Consider the following 24693-nt stretch of genomic DNA (forward strand, 5'->3'; position numbering starts at 1 on the left):
CTCAACATGGTATTCTCCTCCCTACGTAAACTTCTTATTTGATCGCGCCGAGCAACAAGCCCGAACGCATCATGCGGCTGAGCAGGCCCGCCATGATCATCATTGGAATGATGGCGACGAGGGCCGCAGCCGAAATCGCCCACCATTCATCGCCGCGCTGGCTGTTCTGTCCCGCCACCAGGATCGGAAGCGTCTGCCATCTCGAATTGGTCAGGAACAGCGCGAACAGGAACTCGTTCCAGACGAAGGCCAGCGTGATCATGAAGGTCGCCAGCAGCCCGTTCATCGACATCGGCACGACAATGCCGACGAAGATGCGCCAGCTCGGCACGTTGTCGACCATCGCCGCCTCTTCCACCTCGATCGGCACGGCCTCGAAGAAATCGCGCATCAGCCAGACGACGATCGGCAGCGAGAACGCCACGTAGCACAGCGTCAGGCCGACATAGCTGTCGATCAGCTGGAAGCCGAGACGGCCGATCTCGCTGTAGAGCAGATAAAGCGCGAACGCCGTGACGATCGGCGGGAACATGCGCTGGCTGACGAACCAGAACAGGATGTCCTCATTGCCGAGGATCGGACCGGGCAACGGCAGGCGGTTGACCACGACCGACGCGACGAGCGCTATGGGAAAGGCGAGCAGCAACGCCTGCGGCCGGGTGAAGCCAAGCGTGTTGTTGAAGACCAGATAGCCGGCCAGCGCGAGCAGGAAGAACGCAAGGCCCGCACCGAGGCGAACCTTGAATTCGAACCGCACCAGTGCATAGGCCGCCATCGCACCGATCGCGGTTGCGATCGCGGCCGCCGACAGGCCCACGATGGTCGAGTTCAGGAAGGTCCGGAAGAACTCGCCACGGATCCCCTGATAGAGATCGATGAAGGGCTGCATGGTCGGCGTGAAGTCGATGAACGGCAGATAGGTGGGACCGCCGACGACGCCCGGCGGCGTCTTGAACGCCGTCACCACCACCCAGTAGAGCGGAAACACCGTGATCAGGCACCAGGCCAGGCAGCCGATCGCAACCAGCCGGCGTCCCCATGGCGACAGTCCCGTCAAGCTACGTCCGCTCATCGGCGTTTCTCCAGATGCGGCCGCAGCAGCGCCAGATACGTTACGCCGATGATCGTGATGGCGATCAGGAACAGGAAGCTCAGCGCCGAGGTGTAGCCGAGATTGAACTTCTTGAAGCCCTCCTGATAGGCGAACAGGGTCAGCGTCTCGGTATCGACGCCCGGTCCGCCGCCGGTCATGACGAAGACGGTGTCCATGATCTTGTAGCTCTCGATCAGGCGGATGAAGACGACCGCAGCCGAGATCGGCAGCATCATCGGGAACGTGATCCCCCAGAACTGTTGCCAGCTACTGGCGTTCTCGAGCTCGGCCGCTTCGTAGACATCCTCCGGCAGGGTCTGCAGGCCGGCCAGCAGCATCAGGATCACGAACGGCGTCCATTGCCAGATCTCGACCGCGATGATGCAGGCGAGCGCCCAATGGCCGTTGGTGAGGAATGGCAAGTTGGCGAGGCCAAACTGGGTCAGGAGCTGGTTGAGCGGCCCCATGGTCGGATTGAAGATCATGCGCGCCACAAGCGCAACCGCGACCGGAGCCAGCAGCATCGGCAGCAGCAGCGCGACCCGAAACAGCCGCTCGCCCGGCACGCGCGCGTTCAGCGCCAGCGCCACCGCGAATCCGACCGCGTACTGCAACCCGACCGATATGAATGCGATCAGCGTCGTGGTGAGGATCGCGTTCCAGAAGCGTGGCTCCTGCAGCAGCGATGCGTAATTGCCGAGCCCAACCACCCGCGGCGGGATCGGCGGAATCAGACGGTAGCTGAGGAAGCTGGTGGTCAGCGAATAGATCAGCGGAAAGATCGAGATCGCAAGCACGACGAGCACGGCCGGCCAGATAAAGACGTGCTTGATCGGATCATTCCGCATCATGTCGCGGCATGCTCCTTCAAGAGCGTTTCGATCTCTGCGCGCTGGGGCATCGCGGGCGCGGTGCCGGCTCGCGTCACCGAAATCCCGGCGGTCGCCGAACCGAAACGCACGGCCTCAAGCGGATCCGCGCCACCAGCGAGCGCCGCCGCGAAACCACCGACGAATGCATCGCCGGCGCCCGCGGTTTCCACCACCTTACCGGCGGCAAAGGGCGGCACATGGATCGAACGATCCCGCGCGTGGAACAGCGCACCGCGCTCGCCGAGCGTGATCAACGCGGTTCCGGCCCCCTTGGCGAGCAGCACGTCACCGGCGCTGCGGGCGGCCGCAAGATCCCCGACCGCGATGCCGGTCAGGGCTTCGGCCTCGGTTTCATTGGGCACGACGTAGTCGCTGAGCGCGAACAGCTCGTTGTCGACCGTCATGGCCGGCGCGGGGTTGAACACCGTGATGCTGCCGGCGCTGCGGGCCATTTCGAGCCCGCGACGCGCGGCATCCACCGGCTGCTCGAGCTGGGTCACGAAGACGCGGCTTCCGCGGATCGCATCCGCGGCCGCATCAATATCCGCCGGGCTCAGATGGGTCGCCGCACCGGGCACCACGATGATGGCGTTGTCGCCGCGGATCTCATGGACATAGATGAATGCGGCCCCGGTCGGCGCGGCCGTGCGGGTCACGCGCGGCGAAATCCCCTCGGCCTCCCATGTCTTCAGGGCAAGCTCGCCAAAGGCGTCGCTGCCGATCCGCGAGATGAAGGTCACGCTGGCGCCGGCGCGCGCGGCCGCGACCGCCTGGTTCGATCCCTTGCCGCCCGGCCCCATCGCAAATCCGGAGCCGGCGATGGTCTCGCCGATCGCCGGCAGGTTGCCGGCGCGGAACGCCAGGTCGACGACGAAAACGCCGAGGACGGCGACGCCGTTCTTGCTCATGGTCACTGTCCTCCATCCGGCGGAATGACGCCCTTCGTGAACAGGAAGCAGCCGTAGAAGCGGCGTTCGCCGGTCGCGATCACGCAATAGGCGCCCCTCGCCTTCTCATAGAAGGCGTGACGCTCAACGCCGACGAGCGGCCATGATTTCCCTTCGGCGCGGTCGATCGCGGCCTGCACCTCGCGCTGGACCGGCGGCACTTCCTGCGGTTGTCCGACGATTTCCATGCGGATCGCCGCATCCTCGACGAAGGTGTCGAGCGGTAGCACCGAGAGCACGGCGTCGACCGCTCTTGCCGCGCTGACATTGTCGATGCGAAGCAGCCGGCCAAGGACGGTCTGGCGCGCGATCGAATCAGCCGGAAAATTGGTGTCGCAGATGACCAGCCGATCGCCGTGCCCCATGGCCTGCAGGGCGTACAGCACGTCGGCATTGAGCAATGGATCGATCGTCTTCAGCATTTTCCCTCCCTTCGTCCCCCGACATTTGTCCGGGCTCTGCTGACCCGGATCTGCAGCTCGTGTCACCGCGAGGCGCACTCTCTAGTCTCCATAGGGAATCCAGATGTTCTTCACCTGCACCGCATGGCGAAGCAGGATCGGGCCCTCGCTGGCAGCGCGCTCGTTCCAGTCGAGCGCGAACCCATGGTCGACCAGCGTGCGCTTGAGATTGCCGACGGACAGCCGCTCGGCGGCTGCCGAGGCTTCCTTCGAGCCGAACACCCAGAGCGCATCGATATCGTCGTGTTCGGCGAGGACTTTGACGAGACCGTTGCGGTTGCCGGTGACAATGTTGACGACACCCGCGGGCACGTCAGACGTCTCCAGCACCTGGTAGAAATCGGTCGCAGCGAGCGGATGGCGCTCGCTCGGGATGACGACGACCCGATTGCCCACCGCAATCAGCGGCGCGACCAGGCTGATGAAGCCAAGCAACGGCGCCTCGTCGGGGCAGGCCACCCCGACGACGCCGATCGGCTCATGCATGGCGAGCGCGACACCGCGCAGCGGCGGCATATGGACGGCGCCTTCATACTTGTCGGCCCAGGCGCCATAGCTGAACAGCCGCTCAACGCTCGCGTCGACCTCCGCTTTAGCCTTGGCGTTCGGCAGTCCGGTCATGGCGGCGATGCGCGTCCCCAACTCGTCGCGGCGCGTCGAAAGGTTTTCGGCAAGATAATAGAGGATTTGGGCGCGATTATGCGCTGTCGATTTCGGCCATGCTTCCGCGGCGCGCGCGGCGGCAACCGCGTTGCGGATGTCCTTGCGATTGCCTTCGCCGACCTCGCCGAGCTGCTTGCCCTTCGGCGAGAGCACGGTACGGGCGTAATTGCCGTCGGGCCGGGCCTGCTTGCCGCCGATGAAGAGCTTCGCCGTCCGATCGATCGGCGGAATCTCGAAGCCGGCGCCCGCGGTCGTGCCTGACGGCACCGGCGCTTCAGCCCGCGGCTTGCGCTGGCTCCAGGCCTTTGGCTTCAGATATTCGTAGATGCCTTCGCGGCCGCCCTCACGGCCAAAGCCGGATTCGCGATAGCCGCCAAAGCCGACGCCGGCATCGAACAAATTGGTGGCGTTGATCCAGACCACGCCGGCGAGCAGCTTCGGCGCGATGTCGAGCGCAAGCCCGATCGTCTCGCTCCACACGCTGGCGGCAAGGCCGTAGCGGGTGTTGTTGGCGAGCATGACAGCCTCATCCGGGGTCCGGAACGTCATCGCGACCAGCACCGGACCGAAGATCTCTTCGATGGCAACCGTCGAGGACGGCTGCACATTCCAGAGCAGCGTCGGCGGATAGAAGCATCCCTGCTGCGGCAGCGCGGCAGCGGCCTGATATTTCTCGGCGCCCTCGTTCACCCCGGTCTCGACCAGCGATTTGATCCGTTCGAGTTGCACCGGGGCCACCACCGCACCCATGTCGATCGCCTTGTCGAGCGGCGAGCCGACGCGCAGCGTTTCCATCCGACGGATCAGGCGCTTGCGGAACGTCTCGGCGATCCCCTCCTGCACCAGCAGGCGCGAACCCGCGCAGCAGACCTGGCCCTGGTTAAACCAGATGGCGTCGACCACGCCTTCGATTGCGCCGTCGATGTCGGCATCGTCGAAGACGATGAAGGGCGACTTGCCGCCGAGCTCGAGCGTCAGCGACTTGCCAGAGCCTGCGGTCGCCTGCCGGATCAGGCGGCCCACCTCGGTCGATCCGGTGAATGCGATCTTGTCGACGCCGGGGTGATCCACCAGCGACGCCCCCGTCGTACCGTCGCCGGTGACGACGTTGAGCACGCCGGGCGGCAGCGCCGCTTGCGCGGCAAGTTCGGCGAACAGCAGCGCCGTGAGCGAGGTGAACTCTGCGGGCTTCAGCACCACCGTGTTGCCCATCGCGAGCGCCGGCGCGATCTTCCACGCCAGCATCAGCAACGGGAAATTCCAGGGGATGATCTGGCCGACGACGCCGAGCGGCACCTGATCGGCGAGCTCCCGTTCCTGCAGCTGGGCCCAGCCGGCGTGATGCAGGAAGTGGCGCGCGGCGAGCGGCACATCGAGATCACGCGTTTCCCGCAACGGCTTGCCGTTGTCGATGGCTTCCAGCACCGCGAACAGCCTGGAATGCCGCTGCAGCATCCGCGCCATCGCGTAGAGATGGCGCGCGCGACCATGGCCGCCAAGCTGCGCCCAGAGCGGTTGCGCCTCGCGTGCGGCGCCGACCGCCGCCTCCACGTCGGCTGCGGATCCCTGCGCGATCCTGGCCAGCGTATTGCCGTTGGCGGGTTCGATCGTGGTGAGGTGCTTCCCGCCGTTCGGCGCGACAAACTCTCCGCCGATGAAATGGCCGAACACCGCACCGTGCTTCTTCAGCCAGGCGCGCGCCTCGCCGTCCGCCTCGGGCGCGGGACCATAGTCCATGGTCTCGTAATAATGTGCGACGCTCATATCCGGCTTCATCCCACGGGGTGACGGTTGAAGGCCGAATAGCGGCCGGTGACGTGATGCTCGAGCTGGCGTTCGATGTCAGCGAGCAGACTCGACGCGCCGATGCGGAACAGAGTTGGCTCCAGCCAGTCGCGCCCGAGCTCTTCTTTCATCAGGAACTGGTAGTTGAGCACGTCCTTCGCCGTCGAGATTCCGCCGGCGGGCTTGAAGCCTATCTTGTAACCGGTGCGCTCCTGATAGGCACGGATCATCCGCAGCATGACGAGCGTCACCGGCAGCGTCGCATTGACGCCTTCCTTGCCGGTGGACGTCTTGATGAAGTCCGCGCCCGCCATCATGCAGACCATCGACGCCTTGGCAACGTTGCGCAGCGTCTTGAGATCGCCGGTGGCCAGGATCGTCTTGAGATGCGCGTCACCACAGGCTGCGCGAAACTCCTTCACCTCCTGGTAAAGGGCCTGCCAGTCGCGCTTCAACACGTGCTCACGGGTGATTACGATATCGATTTCGCTCGCACCGTCCTGCACCGAGGCGTCGATCTCCCTGAGCTTGAGGTCATGGGGCACGAGACCCGCCGGGAAGCCGGTCGAGACGGCCGCAACCGGAATGCCGGATCCTTCGAGCGCCTCGACTGCGGTAGCGACGAAGCGGTGATAGACGCAGACGGCGCCGGTGTGCACGACGCGGTCGGCAAATCCGAGCGCCGCGAGAATGTCGGCCCGCACCGGCGCCCTCGCCTTGGCGCACAGGCGCTTCACCCGCCCGGCGGTGTCGTCACCGTTCAGCGTGGTCAGGTCGATGCATGCGACGGCCTTCAGGAGCCAGGCCGCCTGCGCATCGTTCTTCACCGTGCGCCGGCCGGACAGGCTCGAAACGCGGCGCTCGGCCGCGGAGAGATTGATGCGGATATCGTCGACCCAATCCATTTCCAGCTCGCAACCTTCGTTGCGTGGGAAGGATCCCGCATGCGCGCTCCGCGGTTCAGGAGAGCGAAACGATGCTGTGGCCGGGTTCGGTATCAATGCACTCTGCGACATCAAACGTCACACCCGTCCTAGCGAATCGATCGCGCGGCCACGTACAGTGCCTGTCTCGATTGCAACACTTGCTCCTCCCGGACCCGGTTCGAGGCGTTTGCCATCCGTTGACGTTGAATCGAACCAACCGATCGTCACGGATTGCATAAACGGCGCCGAGGCCTCATGTTACGATTCTAACATTTGCCGTTTCGGAAATCACACTATTGTAAGATCGCTGTCAACCGGATAGATAACGAGGGTCGGTGCAAAAAATGGCTGAACTATCGAGTGCACGCCCGAGCGAGACACGCGCGCAGCGCCTGTTGAGGCTGCGGCGCGCCGTGGAAACCGGCGGCGCGCTGCATCTGAGGGAAGCCGCCGAACTCCTGAACGTGTCGGAAATGACGGTGCGGCGCGACCTCGCCGGGACCGAGACCGCGCTTGCGCTGCTCGGCGGCTATGTCGTGAACGCGACCTCGCCGAGCGGAATCAAATATGCCTTTGAGCAGGAGATCGACCAGCACACGCAGGACAAGCGGCTTGCCTGCCGGTCCGCGGCCGCGTCGATCACGGCCGGCGACACGATCTTCATCGACTGCGGAACCACGATGCAGTCGCTCGCGGACTGCCTGCCGGAAGATCTGCCGCTCTCGGTGATCTGCTATTCAATGAACATCGCGGCGATCGTCACCCGGCGGCCGGCGACGCAGGTCATGCTGATGGGCGGGCTTTATCACCCCTCATCGCAGTCCTTCTCCTCCGAGGAGGGACTTTCCTATCTGCGGAAGCTCGGCATCAACAAGGCCTTCATCTCTGCGGGCGGCGTGCATCCTACGCGCGGCGCGAGCTGTTCCAACTTCCACGAGATCGCCATCAAGCAGGCCGTGATCGAGACCGCGATGGAATGCATCCTGGTGGCCGACGCCAGCAAGCTCGGCAGCCTCAAGCCCGCCTTCTTTGCCAATCTCGACGCCTTCTCGCGGATCATCATCGGCGGCTCCGTCTCCAGCGAGATGCGCAAGCTGTTCAAGAGCCTTCCGGTCGAATACGCACGAAAGGTCGATTGATCCGCTGAGCCGCGGCCGGCGATCCCTGTGTGGAGTTCGCCCGCCCCAGCCGATAGGGCGCTGCGCGACCCGCGAGAGCGGATCGCGCATGCTGATCCCGATCAGTTACACGCCGGCTTCGCCTTGTTGCAAGCGTCGACGAGTCCGGCCGGCGGCTCCTTCTTGAACACGGTCTGGTAGGATTCCAGCACGTTCGACTGCACCACCGGCAGCGACTGCACGCCGATCCAGGCCGGCGTCGCCTTCCCGATCAGCGCGTTCATCATGGCCATGGCCTCCGCGACGCCCTGATCATAGGGACGCTGCGAGCCGGTCGCCTTCAGGGGACCGCCCTTCGCGATCTCGATCGCCGACTGCAGGCCGAGATCGACGGTCGTCACGGGAATATCGATGCCCTGCGCGCGCATCGAGCTCAGCGTGTCGAGCGCCGGCTGGTCCCACACCGCGAACAATGCTGTGACGTCAGGATTGCCGGTCAGGAAATCGCCGGCGATCTGCGAGACCTTCGGCGGATCGGTGAAGTCGACCTGCTTCATCTTGATGTCCGGCCGGTTCTTCGCCATCCACTCCCGGACGCCCTTGGTGCGTTCGTTGGTGCTGAAGTAATCGACACCAAAGTTGACCAGGCCGATGGTGCCGCCCTGCGGGATGCAGGACGCAAGGATTTGTGCCGCGATCTGGCCGTTGCCCTGACTGTCCGCGGACACCATCGATGCATATTCCTCGGGATGCTTCAGACCCGTCGGGATGCTGTCCATCAGCACCAGCTTAATGCCGGCCTTGGCGATCTTCTTGTAGGTCGGCACGGTCGCGGTGAAATCCACCGGGATCGAGATGATGCCGTCCGGGTGCTGCTGGATCGTGTTCTCGATGTCGGCGATCTGCTTGTCCACCTGGTACTCGGCGGACGCCACCCCGGTGACGGTCACGCCGTATTTCTTCAGCGTGTCGGTGATGCCCTGGATCTGCAGCTGCGACCAGTCGAGGTTGACCGTCTGCATGGAAATGCCGACCTTGAAATGACCGGCCTTCACTTTCGCGGCGTCGGCGTCCGAGAGCGCGAGCGCATCGGGCGATGCGGCCTTCTCGCCATGTGGCCCCTGACCGATGATCGATTTCGGTCCGAGCGTTGCGAGATCAACACCCTTGACGCAGGTCGCGGGCACTTCCGCGGCCGCCGAGGTGGCGATGGAGACCGCTGCCGCCAAAATCGATGCCGTCAGCACGGGCCGTCGTCGCGAGCTAAGTTTCATTGTTTCCTCCCGTCTTCCTCTTGATCGCCAGTTCACCGGGGTCGGCGACCTTGCCCCGTGGCCGCCGCACGCAAGCTCGTGCGGCGTCGGATTGCGGCTAGCGTTTGGTGAAGGCGACGGCGGCAATGATGATCGCGCCCTTGATGACGAGTTGCATCGGCGAGCTGACACCGAGCAGGACCAGGCCATTGTTGAGCGTGCCGATGATCAGGCTGCCGAGCAGCGTCCCCAGGATAAAGCCGCGACCGCCGAACAGGCTGCAGCCGCCGAGGATCACCGACGCAATGACGTCGAGCTCCATGCCCTGGACTACGTCGGGCCGCGCCGCATGCGACCGCGCCGAGAGCACCAGCGCCGCAAGTCCGGCAAGCATGCCCGTCAGCACGAAGGCGAGTGTCGTCACCTGCCTGGTGCGGATGCCCGAATAGAGCGCCGCGGTCGGGTTGCCGCCGACCGCATAGATGCGCCGTCCGAAGATATTGTAGTGCAAGAGCAGAATGCCGACGATCGTCGACGCCAGCGTCCAGGCAATCGGTGCCGGCACGCCGAGGAAGGAGCCTTCTCCGAAAATGGCAAAGTAAGTCTCGTTGGTGATGATCACCGGCTTGGTGTTGGTGACCATCATCGCAAGGCCGCGCGCCATGCTCAGCGTGCCGAGCGTCACGAGAAACGAGGGGATCGCCAGCTGCGTGGTCAGGATGCCGTTGAGGAGCCCGACCAGCGCCCCGGTGCCGAGCCCGGCGCCCGCGCCCACGATCCAGTGATTGTGGATATTGGCCATCGCGAGCGCTGCCGCCATGCCTGACAGCGCCAGCGTCGAGGCGACCGACAGGTCGATCTGGCGGGCGATGATGATGAACGTCATGCCAACGGCGACGATCGACACCAGCGTCGTCTGCCGGCCGATATTCATGAAGTTATCGACCGACAGGAACCACGGCGAACTCAGGCTGAAGACGATCAGAAGCACGACGAAGGCGATGTAGAGCATGTAGGGCCGCTCACCGCGCAGCAGCGTCTGCAACAGCTTCTGCAGGCGGTTCGGCGCAGGCGTCGACAGCGCGGTGATCCGGGATGCGATGAGGTCGATCATGCTGACAACTCGTATGGCGGACGCTGGTCCGCAGCCTGGGTTAGCTGAAGCAGGTGATGGAGCTCCTCGGCATTGACGATCGCGCCACGCGACAGCGTCGTGACGATACGGCCTTCGACCACCAGGGAGATCCGGTCGCAAAGCAAAAGCAGTTCGGCGAGGTCGGAGGAGACGACGAGCACGCCGGCGCCGGCGGCGGCCGCGCTTCGGATCACGCTGTAGATTTCCTCGCGCGCGCCGACATCGACGCCGACGGTCGGCTCATCGAGCAGCAGCACGCGCGGCGGCGGATTGCTCCATTTTGCGAAGACGACCTTCTGCTGGTTGCCGCCCGACAGGGTCTTGACCAGGCTGGAGGGGCCCGGCGCCTTGACGGCGAGCTTGCGAATGGCGGCGCCGGCGTCCTTGACCGTTGCGCGCTGCTGCGTCCAGCCCCAACGCGAGAACCGGCGAAGCTGCGCCAGCGCGACGTTGCGCTCGATCGAGTGCTCGAGGATCAGTCCCTGCAGGTGGCGATCTTCGGGCACAAGCGCGATGCCCTGCTCGATCGCCTCGGTCGGCGTCCGCAGCGACCGCGCCTGACCGTCGATCGCGATTTCTCCACTCTCGACGCGGCGAAGGCCGAAAATGGTCTCCAGGATTTCCGTGCGCCCGCTGCCGATCAATCCGGCGAGGCCGTGGATTTCGCCCCTGGAGACGGTGAGGTCCACGCCGGAGAGCCGGTCGTTGGACACCCGGGAGAGCGAGATCGCAGGCGCCGGCCTCCCGGCGCGGGGTGCCGGCGCCACAGGCTCAGGCGCTGCGGATTGGTCCGCGTGGCCCCACAATCGCGGCGACCAGACGCTTCATGTCGGTTTCCGTGGTGACAAAGGTGCCGACATTGGCGCCATCGCGAAACACCGTCACCCGCTGCGAGATCTGGAACACCTCGTCCAGCCGGTGGGTCACATAGATCACGCCGACGCCGCGGCTCGTCACCCTGGCGATCGCATCGAACAGCACCTGCACCTCGTCGCTGGTCAGCGACGAGGTCGGCTCATCGAGGATCAGCACGCGGGCATCGCCGATCAGCGCCTTCGAGATCTCGGTCATCTGCCGGTAGGCGAAAGGCAGCGAGCCGACGATGGCGCGCGGATCGAGTTGAATACCGTGCCGTTTCAGGAACGCTCCGGCCTCCGTCATCAGCTTCTGCTTTCTGAGAAAGCCAAAGCGCGTGAGCGGCTCGCGGCCGAGCATCATATTGGCGCCGACGCTCAAGGATTCGACCAGGCTCAGATCCTGGTAGACAACCGCGACGCCGGCCGCGCGCGATTGCGCCGGGCCGTCGAAGGCAACGGGCTGGCCGGCGATCTCGATCGTGCCACTGTCGCAGGCGTGCACGCCGCTGAGGATCTTGATGAGAGTGGATTTGCCGGCGCCGTTCTCGCCCAGCAGCGCGTGAACCTCTCCGGGCCGTACCTCCAGGCTCACGCCACGCAAGGCGCGCACACCGCCAAAGCTCTTCGCGACGCCCTCGACCCTGACCAGCGGCCGCTCTGGCCGGATCTCCGCCGCTTCTGCATTTGGCTGCGGTCGAAACATGCGACCCTCGCCCTCCCCTCGCCGTGATAGCATCGTAACACGACTGATATTTTTGTCACTTTATGTGTTATTTTTCTATCACAACCGGTCAGGTGTCAATGGCCGGCGGCCAAGCGCGCCGGGCCGGCATCTGACATGAGTGACGACAGGCGTAGAGCGGGAGCGGTCCGCGACGGGAGACCGCGGCTCTCGCGGGATTGCGCAACCGCGGACTGTTGCGGCTACAGCTCCTTTTCCGCGAGCGAGCGAAACGCGTCGGGCACCGAACGGGACAGCCCCAGGGCTGCCGACCCATAGCCGATCGCGTCCCATCCGAAGCGATCGCGGATCTTGTCGACGGCGCAGTCTGCCGCCCAACGCGCCATGCCTTGCCTGCTGCCGGGGCGGCGGACCTCATCTTCAAGTCCGAGCGGTAGCTCCAGCGCCAGGTCCCAATGCTCCTCGAGATGCGACACGGAGATCGCGAGCAACGAGATCGTTTTTTCATGCGGATGATCTGCAAGGATCGCGCGCACCAGTTGCTCGGCAAGCCTGGCAAGGATCAAGGTAGCGGAGATCGGCGCGTCGAGCGTGACAGAACGCGTGACCGCGTGCAGATCTGCGAAGCGAACACGAACCGTCACGGTTCGGCCGGGCCTTGATTTCGCCCGCAGCCGCGTGGCGACACGGTCGGCGAGATGAAGCAGCGTCGGACGAATGACGCGTTCGACGGCAGGCTTCCTGCCGAGCGCAGACTGCGCACCTGCCGAGCGGGCCCGGTGGTGCGGCCTGAGTTGCCGCGGATCGCGATTCCACGCCAGCGCGGCGAGTTTGTCTCCGGCCGCCGGGCCGAGCAGCCGCTCGAGCGATCGCCCTGACGTCCTAGCCAACTGGCCGATGGTCAGGACGCCGATCTCGGCCAGCCGCGCCTTCGTGACCGGCCCCACGCCCCACATCAGCTCGACGTTCAGTTGGTGCAGGAATTCGAGCTCGGTATCGGGGTCGACGACCACGAGCCCGTCGGGCTTGGCCACCTGCGAGGCGATCTTCGCCAGATGCTTGGTGCGTGCGACTCCCACGGAGATCGGAAGGCCAAGCTCGGCGCGCACGCGCCGGCGGATGGCCGTAGCAATTTCGGCCGGTGTGCCGAACAGATGCGTGCAACCGGCAACGTCGGCAAAGGCCTCATCGATGGAAATCCGCTCGACGAGCGGAGTGAAATCGCCGATCACCTTGATCGCAGCGTCGCCCAGCCGTTGGTAGTCCTTGAAATGGCCGTCGACGAAAATCAGTTGCGGACACAGCTCGTGTGCCCGCCGTCCCGGCATGCCGCCATGAACGCCGAACGCCTTTGCTTCGTAGGACGCAGCAAGCACGACCCCGCCCCCGACGGCGATAGGTTTGCCGCGTAGCGAAGGGTCGAGCAGTTGCTCCACCGAGGCATAAAATGCATCCAGGTCTGCATGAAGGATGGTTGCTGCTGTTGCCATCCCGACCGTTCGCCCGTGGCACTTGGCCGAAACCTGCCGCCGTCCCCGGACGGCGCGATTGACATGAGAACAAAATAGGAACATAGTGTGGGCCGGTCAACCGGGATTTCGAGCATGTCGGCCGCTTCAAGGACGCTATCAGGATCTGATCCGCTGGATGCAGCCGCCGACCAGGTGATCGCGGCCTGCGATGGCGACGTTCGTGCAGCCGTCCGCGCGCTGATCGTCGCCAAGGGACTTCTGGAAGCGGAATTGAGGGACACAAGCGCAGCGACCGCGAAGAGATCCGCTCGCGGCCGAATTGGTCGGAGTGAACCGGGCACCTGAAAACACTGGAGCGGGTGAAGCGCGCCGATTCAAATTTTCCGATCGAATTTCCGTCGGAATATCAGCAGCCTAGAGAAATAGCTGATTTTCGTGTTGGACGTTTTGTTGGACGTTTCATCGGACGCTGCGCCTTGGGCCATGATCGGACATCTCAGGCATGGCTCCAGCCGCTATCCGGTGGTCCCTATATCGCAAACTCGGACAAGGATGCCTCCGCGCGACGCTCGAAAATGACCGCCCCCTGACGCTTAGCGATACCGGCAGCGGTTGCGAAGGCTGATCGTGCCTCAGTCTTGTTGCCACGGTCGAGCGCCAGCAGGCACGCGCCGCGCAAGCGATAGATCTCGGGCAGGTAGATGCCGATGCCGGCCTCGTCGATACCCGCGATCGCGCGGTCGAGATGACGGAGCGCGTCCGCAGGCCGCCCCGCGGCAAGCAGAACTTCGGCTGCGAGGCCGAGATAATATTGCGGCAGCGGACCGGCCGCGGTGGCATTGGCGATCTCGGCATCGATCAGCCGCACGGCGTCTGCAGCGGCTGCGCCGCTTGCGGTGGCCCACCCGACCAGGATCAGACTGCTGGCGCGCCATGGCGGCAGGCCGAACTTGTCGGCAAGCGCGGCCGCGCGATGCGCCGCCGCGTAGGTCGCTTCGCGCTCTCCTCCGAGCTGATAGCCGATACCGACGTTGTGCAGCCCGTGCGCGAGACTATTCGGGTGATCGAGCATTTCTGCCAGCGCAATGCCTTGCGAGAAATGCGGCCTTGCCTGTTGTTCGTCGCCCGATAGCCGCCATGAGTTGCCGCACTGGATATGGGCGCAGACGGCGGGATCGTGGCCACCAAAGGCGTGCGCGAGATGACGATGCTGCATCATGTCGTAAAGCGCGATAACGTGCTGGCAGCCCTCCAGCGCGCCGCCGACGTCGCCGCGAAAATATGCCGTTGAAAGCTGGCAATGGTAGGCTTCGAGCAACAACTCGCGATCGCCTGACCGTTGCGCGAGTGACACCAGTTCGCCGGCGCGGTCGCGCGCCAGGGCTGTTTTGCGCCTTAGGTTGGCGTTGATCCAGAGGCCCCATTTGGCCTGGAAGGAAGCAGGGCCGTCGCCGAGCTGCTCACCGATCTCGCCGGCCTTGGTGTAGGCTGTTTCGGCCTCGACGCTTTGCAGGCCGTGCGTGACGACCGACGCCGCACCGAGTTTGAGCCAGAACTCCAGTTGCCGGCGCAGGCCGTCTTGGGGCGGCATGGTTTCGGCGAGCTTGAGACCCGCCGTGAAATGCGCGATCGCCTCCACATAGGTCGAGCGGCTCACGGCCTGGTTGCCGGCGCGCATGCGGTAATCGCAAGCGAGAGAGAGCTGCCCCGCTTTGCCAAAATGATAGGCCAGCAGCTCCGGTTCCTTCGCGGCGATGTCGCCAAAGCGCTGCTCGAGCGCAAGACCGACGCGCGCGTGCCATTCTCGGCTGCGCATCAGCAACAGGCTTTCATAGGCGGCGTCACGTACCAGTGCGTGCTTGAAGTTGAAACTCCGTTCGAAGCCACGCGCCTCGGGAAACACAATTCCCGCGGCAACCAGCTTTGCCAGCATGTCCTCCAGTTCGTCGTTTTCCTTGCCGGCAACCGCTTCCAGCAAGGCAAAGGCGAATTGCCGGCCGATCACCGCGGCAATTTGGGCCCCCTCGCGCGCGCCGCCGAGACGGTCGAGGCGGGCCATCAGCGAGTCCTTCAGCGTCGCCGGCACCGAATCCTCGCCCGCCGATTCCATCACACTTCGGGTCAGCTCTTCGACGAACAGCGGCACGCCATCGGTCTTGGCGATGATCGAGGCGATCGTGTCCGCCGCCAGTCCATGCGCGGCAGCGACGCTCGCGACCACCTGCATGCATTCGGGACGGCCGAGGCGTCCAAGCGTAATCAGCGTGGCGTGTGACCTTGACAGCCACGACGGCGTGAAATCCGGGCGCGCCGACACCACGACAAGGAGCCGCGCGCGGGTGATGCTGTCGGCCAATCGCGTCATCATTTCGAGCGTGGTCGCATCGATCCAATGTGCGTCTTCCAGCACGATCAGCACCGGATCGCTGTCGCTGGTCCGCGTCATGATCTCGACGATCAGCGCGAGCGTCGCGGCCTTGCGCTGCGCCGGCGACGCGGCCGGAGCCGCCTCAGTCAGCGGGATCGACAACAGCTCGGCCAACAGCGGCAGCGCAGCCGGATCGGCGATGTGCCGCGCGCCAAGAAGGGCGCGGAGTTTCTCGGTGCGCACATCCGGTGGATCGGCAGGCGCAAGGCCGGCGGCGCGGTTGAGATACTGGATCACCGGGTAGAGCGCGCTGTCGCTGTGATAGGGAGAGCATTGCAGATTGATGCGCGCATGAGCTTCGGCTGCAAGCTCTTGCTGCAGCGCCTCGATCACGCGCGATTTGCCGATGCCGGCTTCGCCGGTCACAGTCAATATCTGGCCTTCGCCTTGCCGCGCCAGATGCCAGCGTTCGCGCATCAAGCCCATTTCATGGGCCCGGCCGATCAGCGGCAGGCCTCCGGCGCGGATCGCGGCAAAACGGCTTTCGACCGAGGCTTCGCCGCACACCCGCCAGGCCGGCACCGGGCGGGCAAAGCCCTTCAACTCGTGCTCGCCGGTGTGGGTGAGCTCGAAAAGGCCGCCCAACAATTTTTGGGTCGACTCGCTGACGAGGATGCAATCCGCCCCGGCCAGCGCCTGTAGACGCGCGGCGAGGTTGGGGGTTTCACCGACGATGGTCCGCTCCTGCGCCGAGCCGGTGCCGATGATTTCGCCGACCACGACGAGACCGGTGGCGATGCCGATCCGCACCTGCACGCGCGTGCCGTCGGGCATTTCGATTGCGCCGACTTCCGACAGAATTCCAATCGCTGCGTGAACGGCGTGTTCCGCCGCATCCTCGAAGGCGCGTGGGAAACCGAAATAGGCCAGCACACCGTTGCCCATGAACTTGGCGACGAAACCACCGTAACGCCCGATCGCACCGGCCACCGCGTCCTGGTATCGCCGAATCAGGCCGCCGAGCAGCTCCGGATCGAACTTCGCCGACAGCGCCGTTGAGCCAACCATATCGGCGAACATCACAGTCACTTGCCGCCGCTCGGCATCGACAGAACCGGATCTCTCCGCGGCAGACGATTTTTCAGCGGACGGGAGCGATGCGGCTGAAGCAGATTTGTCGAACGAGGAAGCCTCGTCGAAGGAGGAAATTCGGGCCACCTCGGTATTACGCGCCGCGATCGCCTTCAAAGCCGGCGGCGATTGCCCAGGGACAAACCTAGTTGCTCGAGGTCGCGGCCATCGAGGTCGGGCAGAATATCCAGGTCAATGTCGTTCGCCTCAAACGCGTCGGCGTATTGCTCCAGATTGTTGCCACGCAACCAGTCGCGAAGATCGCTCATGCAGTTGGCCCCCCAGCTGTCTTAAGAAAGCAGATTGGCACATTTGTTGAACTTGGGGAGGAGATTTCGGACCATATAAAGGTCGCGCCTTTGGCAGCGTTCAAAAGCGTGCCAAATCGCACAAAATCGTGGAGTGGCGTAGAAAATCGTGGAGCGGGTGAAGCGCGCCGATTCGAATTTATCCGATCGGATTTTCGACTGCATATCATAGGCTTAGACGCGCAGCCGGTTTTTTGTGTTGGACGCTTTGTTGGACGTTGTATTGGACGCAGTTGGGCTCGATGAACCGTTGTTGATCGCTTAGCTGGAGACGTTCGAGATCCAGCCTTTGGCCGGTTCGTGGTCGCACCACGCTAGTGGTCTTGAGGCCTCAGATGAGGCTCTTAGATTTCCTAAGGGGCCAGGAGCCGACAACGGCTGTTCGGCTCCAAGTACCGCACTATTCCGCTTGGCTCTCACATTGGAGGACGTAAATTGCCTCGATCCGATACAGGAGATCCGCAGGCATAAGAAAGATCCGGGCTCTATGCCCAATCGTCGCTCACCTGAGGCGGGTCAAGCCTGCTAGCAGACGGCAATTGAGTGAGGCGGTGTAAATTGATTGTGTCGCTCAGCGAAATAGCGACTGATGGACCGCCGGTCGCAAAAGTGAAGCGCGAGGCTCGGCCTCGTTGGCTTGCAGCGTTAACCGGCATTGTGTCCATCCTTCTATCGTCCTCTGCCACATCTCAGGAGTCGATCAACCGACGCGCAGACGTCGAATTGGGGGGACGGGTGTTCAACAGCTCCTGCCGAACCTGTCACACGACAAGGGAGGGCGATAATAGACTCGGGCCTCACCTGCACAACATCGTCGGAAGGAAAGCAGGCGCGGTATCAAACTACGGCTATTCGAGCGCCATGAAGGGCGCGGGGTTTGTTTGGGACGAGGCAATGCTTGATCGCTTCATCGCGAACCCGGATGAGACGGTGCCTGGCAATAGCATGAGGCCGTATGGGGGACTGGCATCGGCCGACACCAGAGCGAAACTGCTTCTTTTCTTACGATCACTCGAGAAAGAACAATAATCATCGCTTCGAGCTGGCGCGGCGATTTCAAGGAGCGGCATAGACCTCAGCTTGCGCGCCGGATTATAAGCGCAGCGCCAACCAATCGAGGCGCGGCGCTGAAGGCGAATCGGGCTGATTCGACGCGCATGACCTCGCGGCCAGAGAGACTTCTCGCTCATTGACCCGGCGTGGCGGCGATGACGCTTTCACGTGGCACGCAGATAATCCTGACCCGCTCGTCGGCATCGAGGTCCCGTCCAATCGAGCTCCCCGCCAGATAGGCCTGCGCATGCATGAAGCACGTCGCCGGATTTCCGAATTCGGCCGGCACGCGCATCACCGTGTTGGCGTTGCTGCGCGTGCAGTCGCCCGCATCGGCTGCGACCGCAGCCGAGCAAATGAGCACCAATGCTGTCAGCACCCCCACCCCCCAATCTCGCCTCTCATTCAGCCGCGAGGCCAACAGTCACCGGCTTCACGGCCGCCCCCTTCGCCGTCATGCTGCGCCGCGGTGTCAAGACGGCGATCTGATGCGGAGACGCCGGCATCCCGCCGTACGTAAGCGTTGGGGTCGCCGACTGTTCCTGAACGCCTTCCGCTCCCATCACCGCAACCTGATGTCGCGTGATCGGAAAGCCTTTCAATTCAAAGCTTGGCAGCTCTGCAGCCCCCGCCCAGGAGCCCACTACCGTCACTGCCGCAACAGCGGCCACCAAGAATATTTTCTTCATGGAAATCCCTTCCTTAAAATAGAGGCCTTAGTTCAGTTCGCCGGCGCCCGATGTGTGCCTGTTCACATGCAGTCCGCAGGCGACCATGTCGCTTCCGAAGAACCTACCGTCGTGCCGCAATCGACCCGTGGGTCGAAGCGTGATAGATTCGCAAAATCCTTGGCCCCGGGGCGCTTTTTCTTGCGCGCTCAAGCCCAAGTGCGACCGACATGGCGAAGGTCAATCTCGCGCTGCTTGGCGGTCTCCGGCTCCAGACGGATCCCGGAGAGCCGGTCCCGTTGTCGACCAGGAAGGCCTGGGCGCTCTTGGCTTATCTGGCGCTGCACCCGGGCCAGGCTCAGGCGCGCCTGAAACTTGCGGCTCTGCTGTGGGGCGACCATAGCGAAGTGCAGGCGCGCGACAGCCTGCGACAGGCGTTGAGCCTTGTGCGCAAGGCGCTGTCGCGCGTCGACCCACGCGCTTTGGTCGCTCACGAGGACACAATCACCTTTGAGCCGACGGCGTTGACCACCGATGCCATCCTCTTCGGTGATCTGGTTGCGCAAGAAGGAGCCGAACATCTGGAGCAGGCCATCGCCCTCTATGGCGGCGAACTTCTCGAGGGCTTCCAGGTCCGCGCACCCGAGTTCGAGAGCTGGGTGACGGCGGAACGTGAGCGATTCCGCGAACTGGCGCTGCAGGCGATGACCAATCTGTTGGATCATCATTTGTCCAAGGGCGCGGTCGAACCCGGCATTCGTACTGCAGCGGGGCTGCTGGCGGCGGACCCTCTGCAAGAGCGTGTCCACCGCACTCTCATGGAGCTTTATTGCCGACAGGGCAGACACGGCGCGGCGCTTCGCCAGTATCGCACCTGCGCCGATCTTCTCGCAAAGGAGTTGGGCATTGATCCGGATGCGACCACCAAAGCATTGCGCCGCGAGATCCTTCGTCAATGGAACCAGGAGCGAGGCACGACCTCAGACGGGGATGCTGCGGCGAAGTCGCTCGACGACGTCGAGATTGAGCCGCCGGCAAAGCCGCGTTCGCCGGAGCGCCGGCAGGTCACGGTGCTTGCCTGTGATCTTGTCGGCACGAGCGCGCTCGCGGCCCAACTCGATCCGGAGGAACTGCAGGCACTGATCGCTGCCTATCAGCGCTGCTGCATGCCGATCATCTCTCGATCCGGCGGCATGGTGAGCAGGCTCTCCGGGACCGAGATGCTCGCTTATTTCGGCCATCCGCAAGCACACGAGCACGACATCGAACGCGCGGTTCGCGCCGGTCTGACCTTGGTCGATGCGGTCTCCAGGCTCGATGGCGGTAGCGCCGGCTCCCTTCAGTTGCGCACAGGCATCGCCACCGGTCCGGTCGTGGTCGGCGGTCTCCTCGGCAATGGCGCGGAACAGCAGGTGATCATCGGCGGAGCTGTGCAACTCGCGGGGGCCCTGGAAAGGATCGCTGAGCCCAACTCTGTTGCGATAGCGGCGAGCACCCGCCGGCTCGTCGGCAACCTGTTCGACTGCGACCACCTTGGGCAGATCGCGCTCAATGGATTCTCCGAGCCAGTTCCGGCATGGCGGGTGCTGGGGACGAGCGGCGTCGACAGCCGTTTCGAAGCATTGCGCGCGCCCACTACGCCGCTGATCGGCCGTGACGAAGAACTGGACCTATTGCTGCGCCGGTGGCGACAGGCGGCGAACGGAGACGGGCGCGTGGTGCTGCTGTCGGGCGAGCCCGGAATCGGCAAGTCGCGGCTGACGGTGGAGCTGCACGAGCGGCTTCAGGAGGAGCCCCACACCCACTTGCCTCATTTCTGCTCGCCTCACCATCAAGACAGCACGCTTTATCCGATCATCAGCCAGATACAAAGGGCGGCAGGATTCCGGCGCGACGACACGGATGAGCAGCGGCTGGACAAGCTTACGGCGATGCTTGCCCGCGCGGCCGACGACATCACCGAGCCTGTCCCGCTGATCACGAATCTGCTGTCTGTGCCGACCGGCGACCGTTATCCGCCCCTTGACCTCACTCCCCAGAAGCGCAAGGAGAAGACGCTTCGGGCACTGTTGGCGCAGTTCGAGGGGATGGCCGCGGACGAACCTGTGCTCGTGGTGTTCGAAGATGTCCATTGGATCGACCCCACCTCGCTGGAGTTGCTCGACCTGATCGTCGATCACGTGCCTTCCCTGCCGGTCCTTCTGATCATTACCTTTCGGCGGGAGTTCGCGCCCCCGTGGATTGGCCGCCCGCAAGTGACCTTGCTCACGCTCAATCGCCTGCCGCCCGCCCAGCGTGCCGAGATGATCGCGGGGGTGACCGGCGGCAAGGCACTGCCCCGAGAGATTGTGGATCACATCATCGATCGCACCGACGGCGTGCCGCTCTTCATCGAAGAGCTAACCAAGAGCGTGGTGGAGAGCGGCCTCCTGTTGGACGCCAGCGATCGCCACGCACTGACCAGGCCGGCAGTCCTGCCGTCAATCCCGTCTACACTGCAAGCTTCGCTCCTCGCACGACTTGATCGTTTGCCAGCAACACGCGAGGTGGTGCAGATCGCGGCCGCGCTTGGTCGTTCGTTCTCTCACGAGCTGATCAGCGCAGTCGCACAGATGCCGCAACCACAGATCGATGATGCTCTCGCACAGCTGGTGAACGCCGAACTGATCTTCCGGCGAGGATCCCCGCCCGACGCGGAATACACCTTCAAACACGCCTTAGTACAGGATGCCGCCCACGGTGCCTTGTTGCGCAGCCAGCGCCAACAGATTCATGCCCGGATCACCACAACCCTGGAGGGACAATTTGCGGAAATCGTGGAAACCCAGCCCGACCTGTTGGCGCGGCATAGTTCCGAGGCTGGCCTGGCCGACAAGGCAGTGCGCTACTGGCTTAAGGCGGGCCAACAAGCGATTGCACGCGGGGCTATGACCGAGGCGGTTGTGCAGTTGCAGAAGGGGTTGGAGCTTTTGTCAGCCCAACCGAACGAGCGAGATCGCTGGCGGCAAGAACTTCCACTCCAGGTGGCCCTGGGTGTGGCTCTGGCCGCCTCCAAAGGCTATGCAGCGCCGGAAGCGGGGCAAGCGTACGCGCGTGCCCGTGCACTGTGCGCCCAGCTTGGCGACGCCGCCACTCTTATATCCGTGCTCCGCGGACAAGGCGCGTTTCACTTCACGCGAGGCGAGCACATTGCAGCGCGGGAGGACGCAGAGAATTTGTTACGCCTCTCCGAGAAACAGGATGACCCGCGTGCAACCCTGGGTGGTCATCTTATGATGGGTGCTTCCCTGCATGTTTCTGGAGAATTTGCCTCGTCCAAGCGTCATCTGGAGCGTGTGCTTGCCATCTATGCTTCCGAAACGCACCGGCTCACTCCAAGCCCTATGTTCGCTGACCTCAAGGTAACTGCGCTCAGCTTGTTGGCCCACATTCTCTTCAGGCTTGGCCACCAGGACCAGGCACTGTCGCGGGCCGAGCAGGCGGTGTCCTGGGGTAGAACTTTGCGCCACTCGCACAGCCTGGCTTATGCGCTGTGGCATGCGGCTGCCCTGCATCTTTTGCGCTGCGATGAGAAGGCTGCATGCGATGTGCTGGAGGAAGCGGCCGCGATTGCCACGCAGCAGGGATTTCCATATTGGTTGGCAAATTGCACAGTATTGCGCGGTCACCTGCTTGTGACGCGCGGCGAGGCAGCGAAAGGACTCGCGCTCGCCCGCAAGGGCCATGACGATGTGAAAGCAACGGGCGCTTTGATCAGCGAGACCTGGAGGCTCAGCCTGCTCGCCACATGCTGCGAACATGCGGATCAGCCCGACGAGGCGATGGATCTGCTGACCAAGGCGCTGGACATTGCCGAAAGAAGGAACGAACGCTTCTTCGAGGCAGAACTGCATCGCCTGAAAGGAGAGTGGCTGCTTGCGCATCGGCAGACAGGGCCGGCCGAAGCGGAACTCTGTTTTCAGCATGCCCTTGCGGTTGCACGGAACCAGGACGCGAGGACTTTGCAACTGCGCGCCGCTACCTCTCTCGCACGCTTGTGGCTGGCCCAGGGCAAGCGTGATGAAGCCCGCGATCTGCTCGCGCCGATCTACAGCTGGTTCACAGAAGGGCTCGACACGCCGATTCTGCGAGAGGCAAGGACAGTGTTGGAACAGATCGCCGATTGAGCCCACGGCGGCGTCCGGCGTTGGCGCTAGCTGCGCAGCCCAGTTCCGGAAGATGAGAAGGAAGAATATGGCAGTGGTCGAGAACAGTCCGCGTCTCAGGGAGGTCGGCGGATAGGAGACGCGGCGTTCAAAAGGGTGCCAAATCGCACTGGATCGTTGAGTGGCGTAGAAAATCGTGGAGCGGGTGAAGGGAATTGAACCCCCGTATTCAGCCTGGAAGGCCGAATTTGGTACGATCAGCAAACGTCGCTGAACGTCACTTATGTTCATGATTGCAACACGTTCGGCCAAAACTGACTTCACCGAGAATCGTTCTAGAACCCGCCAGCTCTGGAAATTCTGCGCTCGATGAGCGCCCGAGAATGCAAGGGCGCACAGCTCGTTGGTCTGCCGGGCGAGCGGATCTAGCTGGAGAAGCCAGTCAAAAGTCGGCTGCATTCGGCAGCAAACTTCTCGTTTGGCAGTCGCCCTTCGGCGTCGCGCGAGAATTCCGGTTTCAGGCGGTTGAGGAAGAACATTTCAAGCAGTCGGTGGTGCTTCGTTTCAATGGCGCCTCTTGGCTCGAGATCGAAGAGTGACTTCACGTGTCCGGCGGCCGTCTCCGAGACATTGATTCGGCCAGGAGCGCCGTTCGTCTCCAGCAGCGCCGCCGTGTTCACCGCATCGCCCCAGATGTCGAAAGTGAACTTCCGCCGACCGACCACGCCCGAAATGACCGGCCCGGTATGGACGCCGACGCGCAGCTCGAGCGACGGCAATCGCATCTTCTCGCGCTGCGCCTTCATGCGGGCAACTGCGCCTTGAAGTTCGAGCGCCGCGAGGCAGGCATCGAAAGGATGCCGGCGATTGGCCGCGGGCACGCCGGCGACTGCCATGTAGGCATCGCCGATCGTCTTGAGCTTTTCGAGCCCATGTCGCGTCATGATCTCATCGAAAGCGGTGAAATATTGGTCGAGCAGTCCGATCAGAGCGACCGGCTCGATACGCTCTGCCAGCAAAGTGAACCCCTTGAAATCGGCAAACAGGATAGTGGCCGAGGGGACGTATTTCGGCTGGACCTTGCCATTCGTCTTAAGCTCGTCGGCAATCGATACGGGCAGTATATTGGTGAGCAGTTCTTCGGTGCGCGTCTTCTCGGCGGCGATATCCTTACGCGCCTGGTCAAGATCCTTATTTGCCCGGTCAAACTCGATCAGTTTTCTACGCAGCTCCAGCTGCGTCATCACCTGATGCGATAGACGGCGCAACGATTCAGCCTGTTCGAAGGCAAGCTGGCGCGGTTCGAAATCCATGACACACAGTGTCCCAAGTGCATACCCCTCGCCGGTAACAAGCGGCATGCCACAATAGAATTTGAAGTACGGTTCGCCTGTAACAAACGGGATACTGCTGAACCGCGCATCCTGCCTGAGGTCGGGCGCCACGACGAGCTCAGTGCCGCAAACCGTCTCCGCGCAGAAGGCAATTTCGCGTGGGCACTGGTGGAAATCCGGCGGCAAACCATACTTGGCCTTGAGCCAAAGGCGATCGTCATCCATCAAGCTGATATAGGCCACCGGACACTGACAAATCTGCGCAGCCAGTTCACCAACTTCGTCATAGGCAATGTCCGGCGCGGTATCGAGGATATTGAGTGCGCGAACGGCAGCAAGCCGTTCGGGTTCGTTGGCAGGAATTGGGAATGACATTTTTGTCCTCCCGACATCCGGCTGACACTCAATCAGAGGATTAGCGC

General features: G+C 63.5%; 20 protein-coding genes. 4 read left to right on the plus strand and 16 right to left on the minus strand.

What is annotated here, in order from left to right:
* Positions 1 to 34: 34 nt before the first annotated feature.
* From ACFFWD_RS01550 to deoC, 6 genes are all read right to left on the minus strand, one after another.
* Positions 35 to 1072, minus strand: coding sequence for a carbohydrate ABC transporter permease (locus tag ACFFWD_RS01550; protein WP_376960732.1), 1038 nt, complete (start codon positions 1070 to 1072; stop codon positions 35 to 37).
* On the minus strand, positions 1069 to 1944 hold the full coding sequence (locus ACFFWD_RS01555) for a carbohydrate ABC transporter permease (RefSeq protein WP_376960734.1): 876 nt from the start codon (positions 1942 to 1944) through the stop codon (positions 1069 to 1071). Before ACFFWD_RS01555 ends, ACFFWD_RS01550 begins: the two co-directional genes overlap by 4 nt.
* A complete protein-coding gene (rbsK, locus tag ACFFWD_RS01560; protein ID WP_376960736.1) occupies positions 1941 to 2873 on the minus strand; it encodes a ribokinase in 933 nt (310 codons plus the stop codon). Before rbsK ends, ACFFWD_RS01555 begins: the two co-directional genes overlap by 4 nt.
* 2 nt (positions 2874 to 2875) lie before the next feature.
* Complete coding sequence (locus ACFFWD_RS01565) at positions 2876 to 3334, minus strand: RbsD/FucU family protein (RefSeq protein WP_376960738.1); 459 nt, start codon at positions 3332 to 3334, stop codon at positions 2876 to 2878.
* Between the two features lie 81 nt (positions 3335 to 3415).
* Entirely contained in the window at positions 3416 to 5800 is a 2385-nt protein-coding gene (locus ACFFWD_RS01570; RefSeq protein ID WP_376960740.1) for an aldehyde dehydrogenase family protein, read from the minus strand.
* Between the two features lie 8 nt (positions 5801 to 5808).
* Positions 5809 to 6726: a deoxyribose-phosphate aldolase gene (gene deoC / locus ACFFWD_RS01575; RefSeq protein WP_376960742.1), complete on the minus strand. Its 918-nt coding sequence runs from the start codon at positions 6724 to 6726 to the stop codon at positions 5809 to 5811.
* Positions 6727 to 7091: 365 nt separating this feature from the next.
* Between deoC and ACFFWD_RS01580 the strand changes: the two genes are divergently transcribed.
* Entirely contained in the window at positions 7092 to 7886 is a 795-nt protein-coding gene (locus tag ACFFWD_RS01580; RefSeq protein ID WP_376960744.1) for a DeoR/GlpR family DNA-binding transcription regulator, read from the plus strand.
* A gap of 101 nt (positions 7887 to 7987) precedes the next feature.
* On the opposite strand, the gene ACFFWD_RS01585 is transcribed toward ACFFWD_RS01580, so the two are convergent.
* From ACFFWD_RS01585 to dinB, 5 genes are all read right to left on the minus strand, one after another.
* A complete protein-coding gene (locus ACFFWD_RS01585; protein WP_376960746.1) occupies positions 7988 to 9139 on the minus strand; it encodes a substrate-binding domain-containing protein in 1152 nt (383 codons plus the stop codon).
* A gap of 97 nt (positions 9140 to 9236) precedes the next feature.
* Positions 9237 to 10232, minus strand: a complete 996-nt coding sequence (locus ACFFWD_RS01590; protein ID WP_376960748.1) for an ABC transporter permease — start codon at positions 10230 to 10232, stop codon at positions 9237 to 9239.
* Positions 10229 to 10966, minus strand: coding sequence for an ATP-binding cassette domain-containing protein (locus tag ACFFWD_RS01595; protein ID WP_376960750.1), 738 nt, complete (start codon positions 10964 to 10966; stop codon positions 10229 to 10231). The genes ACFFWD_RS01590 and ACFFWD_RS01595 overlap by 4 nt, the downstream gene beginning before the upstream one ends.
* Positions 10967 to 11024: 58 nt before the next feature.
* A complete protein-coding gene (locus ACFFWD_RS01600; protein WP_376960752.1) occupies positions 11025 to 11813 on the minus strand; it encodes an ATP-binding cassette domain-containing protein in 789 nt (262 codons plus the stop codon).
* 221 nt (positions 11814 to 12034) lie between these two features.
* Complete coding sequence (gene dinB, locus ACFFWD_RS01605; protein ID WP_376960754.1) at positions 12035 to 13282, minus strand: DNA polymerase IV; 1248 nt, start codon at positions 13280 to 13282, stop codon at positions 12035 to 12037.
* Positions 13283 to 13396: 114 nt separating this feature from the next.
* On the opposite strand from dinB, the gene ACFFWD_RS01610 reads away from it, so the two are divergent.
* Positions 13397 to 13609 carry a hypothetical protein gene (locus ACFFWD_RS01610; protein WP_376960756.1) on the plus strand — a complete coding sequence of 71 codons (213 nt, stop codon included), beginning with the start codon at positions 13397 to 13399 and terminating at the stop codon, positions 13607 to 13609.
* 184 nt (positions 13610 to 13793) lie between these two features.
* Here ACFFWD_RS01610 and ACFFWD_RS01615 read toward each other — a convergent pair whose 3' ends face one another.
* Both ACFFWD_RS01615 and ACFFWD_RS01620 read right to left on the minus strand, forming a co-directional pair.
* The gene (locus ACFFWD_RS01615; RefSeq protein ID WP_376960758.1) at positions 13794 to 16721 is read right to left on the minus strand and encodes an ATP-binding protein; all 2928 of its coding nucleotides are present in this window, start codon (positions 16719 to 16721) and stop codon (positions 13794 to 13796) included.
* Positions 16722 to 16876: 155 nt separating this feature from the next.
* Positions 16877 to 17032 (minus strand): SAM domain-containing protein, encoded by a 156-nt coding sequence (locus ACFFWD_RS01620; protein ID WP_376960760.1) that lies wholly within the window; start codon positions 17030 to 17032, stop codon positions 16877 to 16879.
* A 696-nt stretch (positions 17033 to 17728) separates the two neighbouring features.
* On the opposite strand from ACFFWD_RS01620, the gene ACFFWD_RS01625 reads away from it, so the two are divergent.
* Positions 17729 to 18100, plus strand: a complete 372-nt coding sequence (locus ACFFWD_RS01625; protein WP_376960875.1) for a c-type cytochrome — start codon at positions 17729 to 17731, stop codon at positions 18098 to 18100.
* A gap of 157 nt (positions 18101 to 18257) precedes the next feature.
* Here the strand turns inward: ACFFWD_RS01625 and ACFFWD_RS01630 are convergent, their stop codons facing one another.
* Together ACFFWD_RS01630 and ACFFWD_RS01635 are read right to left on the minus strand one after the other, a co-directional pair.
* On the minus strand, positions 18258 to 18503 hold the full coding sequence (locus ACFFWD_RS01630) for a hypothetical protein (RefSeq protein WP_376960762.1): 246 nt from the start codon (positions 18501 to 18503) through the stop codon (positions 18258 to 18260).
* Positions 18504 to 18525: 22 nt separating this feature from the next.
* A complete protein-coding gene (locus ACFFWD_RS01635; RefSeq protein WP_376960764.1) occupies positions 18526 to 18813 on the minus strand; it encodes a hypothetical protein in 288 nt (95 codons plus the stop codon).
* 209 nt (positions 18814 to 19022) lie between these two features.
* Between ACFFWD_RS01635 and ACFFWD_RS01640 the strand changes: the two genes are divergently transcribed.
* Positions 19023 to 22958 (plus strand): AfsR/SARP family transcriptional regulator, encoded by a 3936-nt coding sequence (locus ACFFWD_RS01640; RefSeq protein ID WP_376960766.1) that lies wholly within the window; start codon positions 19023 to 19025, stop codon positions 22956 to 22958.
* A gap of 404 nt (positions 22959 to 23362) precedes the next feature.
* Here ACFFWD_RS01640 and ACFFWD_RS01645 read toward each other — a convergent pair whose 3' ends face one another.
* On the minus strand, positions 23363 to 24646 hold the full coding sequence (locus ACFFWD_RS01645) for an adenylate/guanylate cyclase domain-containing protein (RefSeq protein ID WP_376960768.1): 1284 nt from the start codon (positions 24644 to 24646) through the stop codon (positions 23363 to 23365).
* Positions 24647 to 24693: the final 47 nt, after the last annotated feature.

Origin of the sequence: Bradyrhizobium erythrophlei, assembly GCF_042430365.1 — a bacterium.
Taxonomy (GTDB): Bacteria; Pseudomonadota; Alphaproteobacteria; order Rhizobiales; family Xanthobacteraceae; genus Bradyrhizobium; species Bradyrhizobium erythrophlei.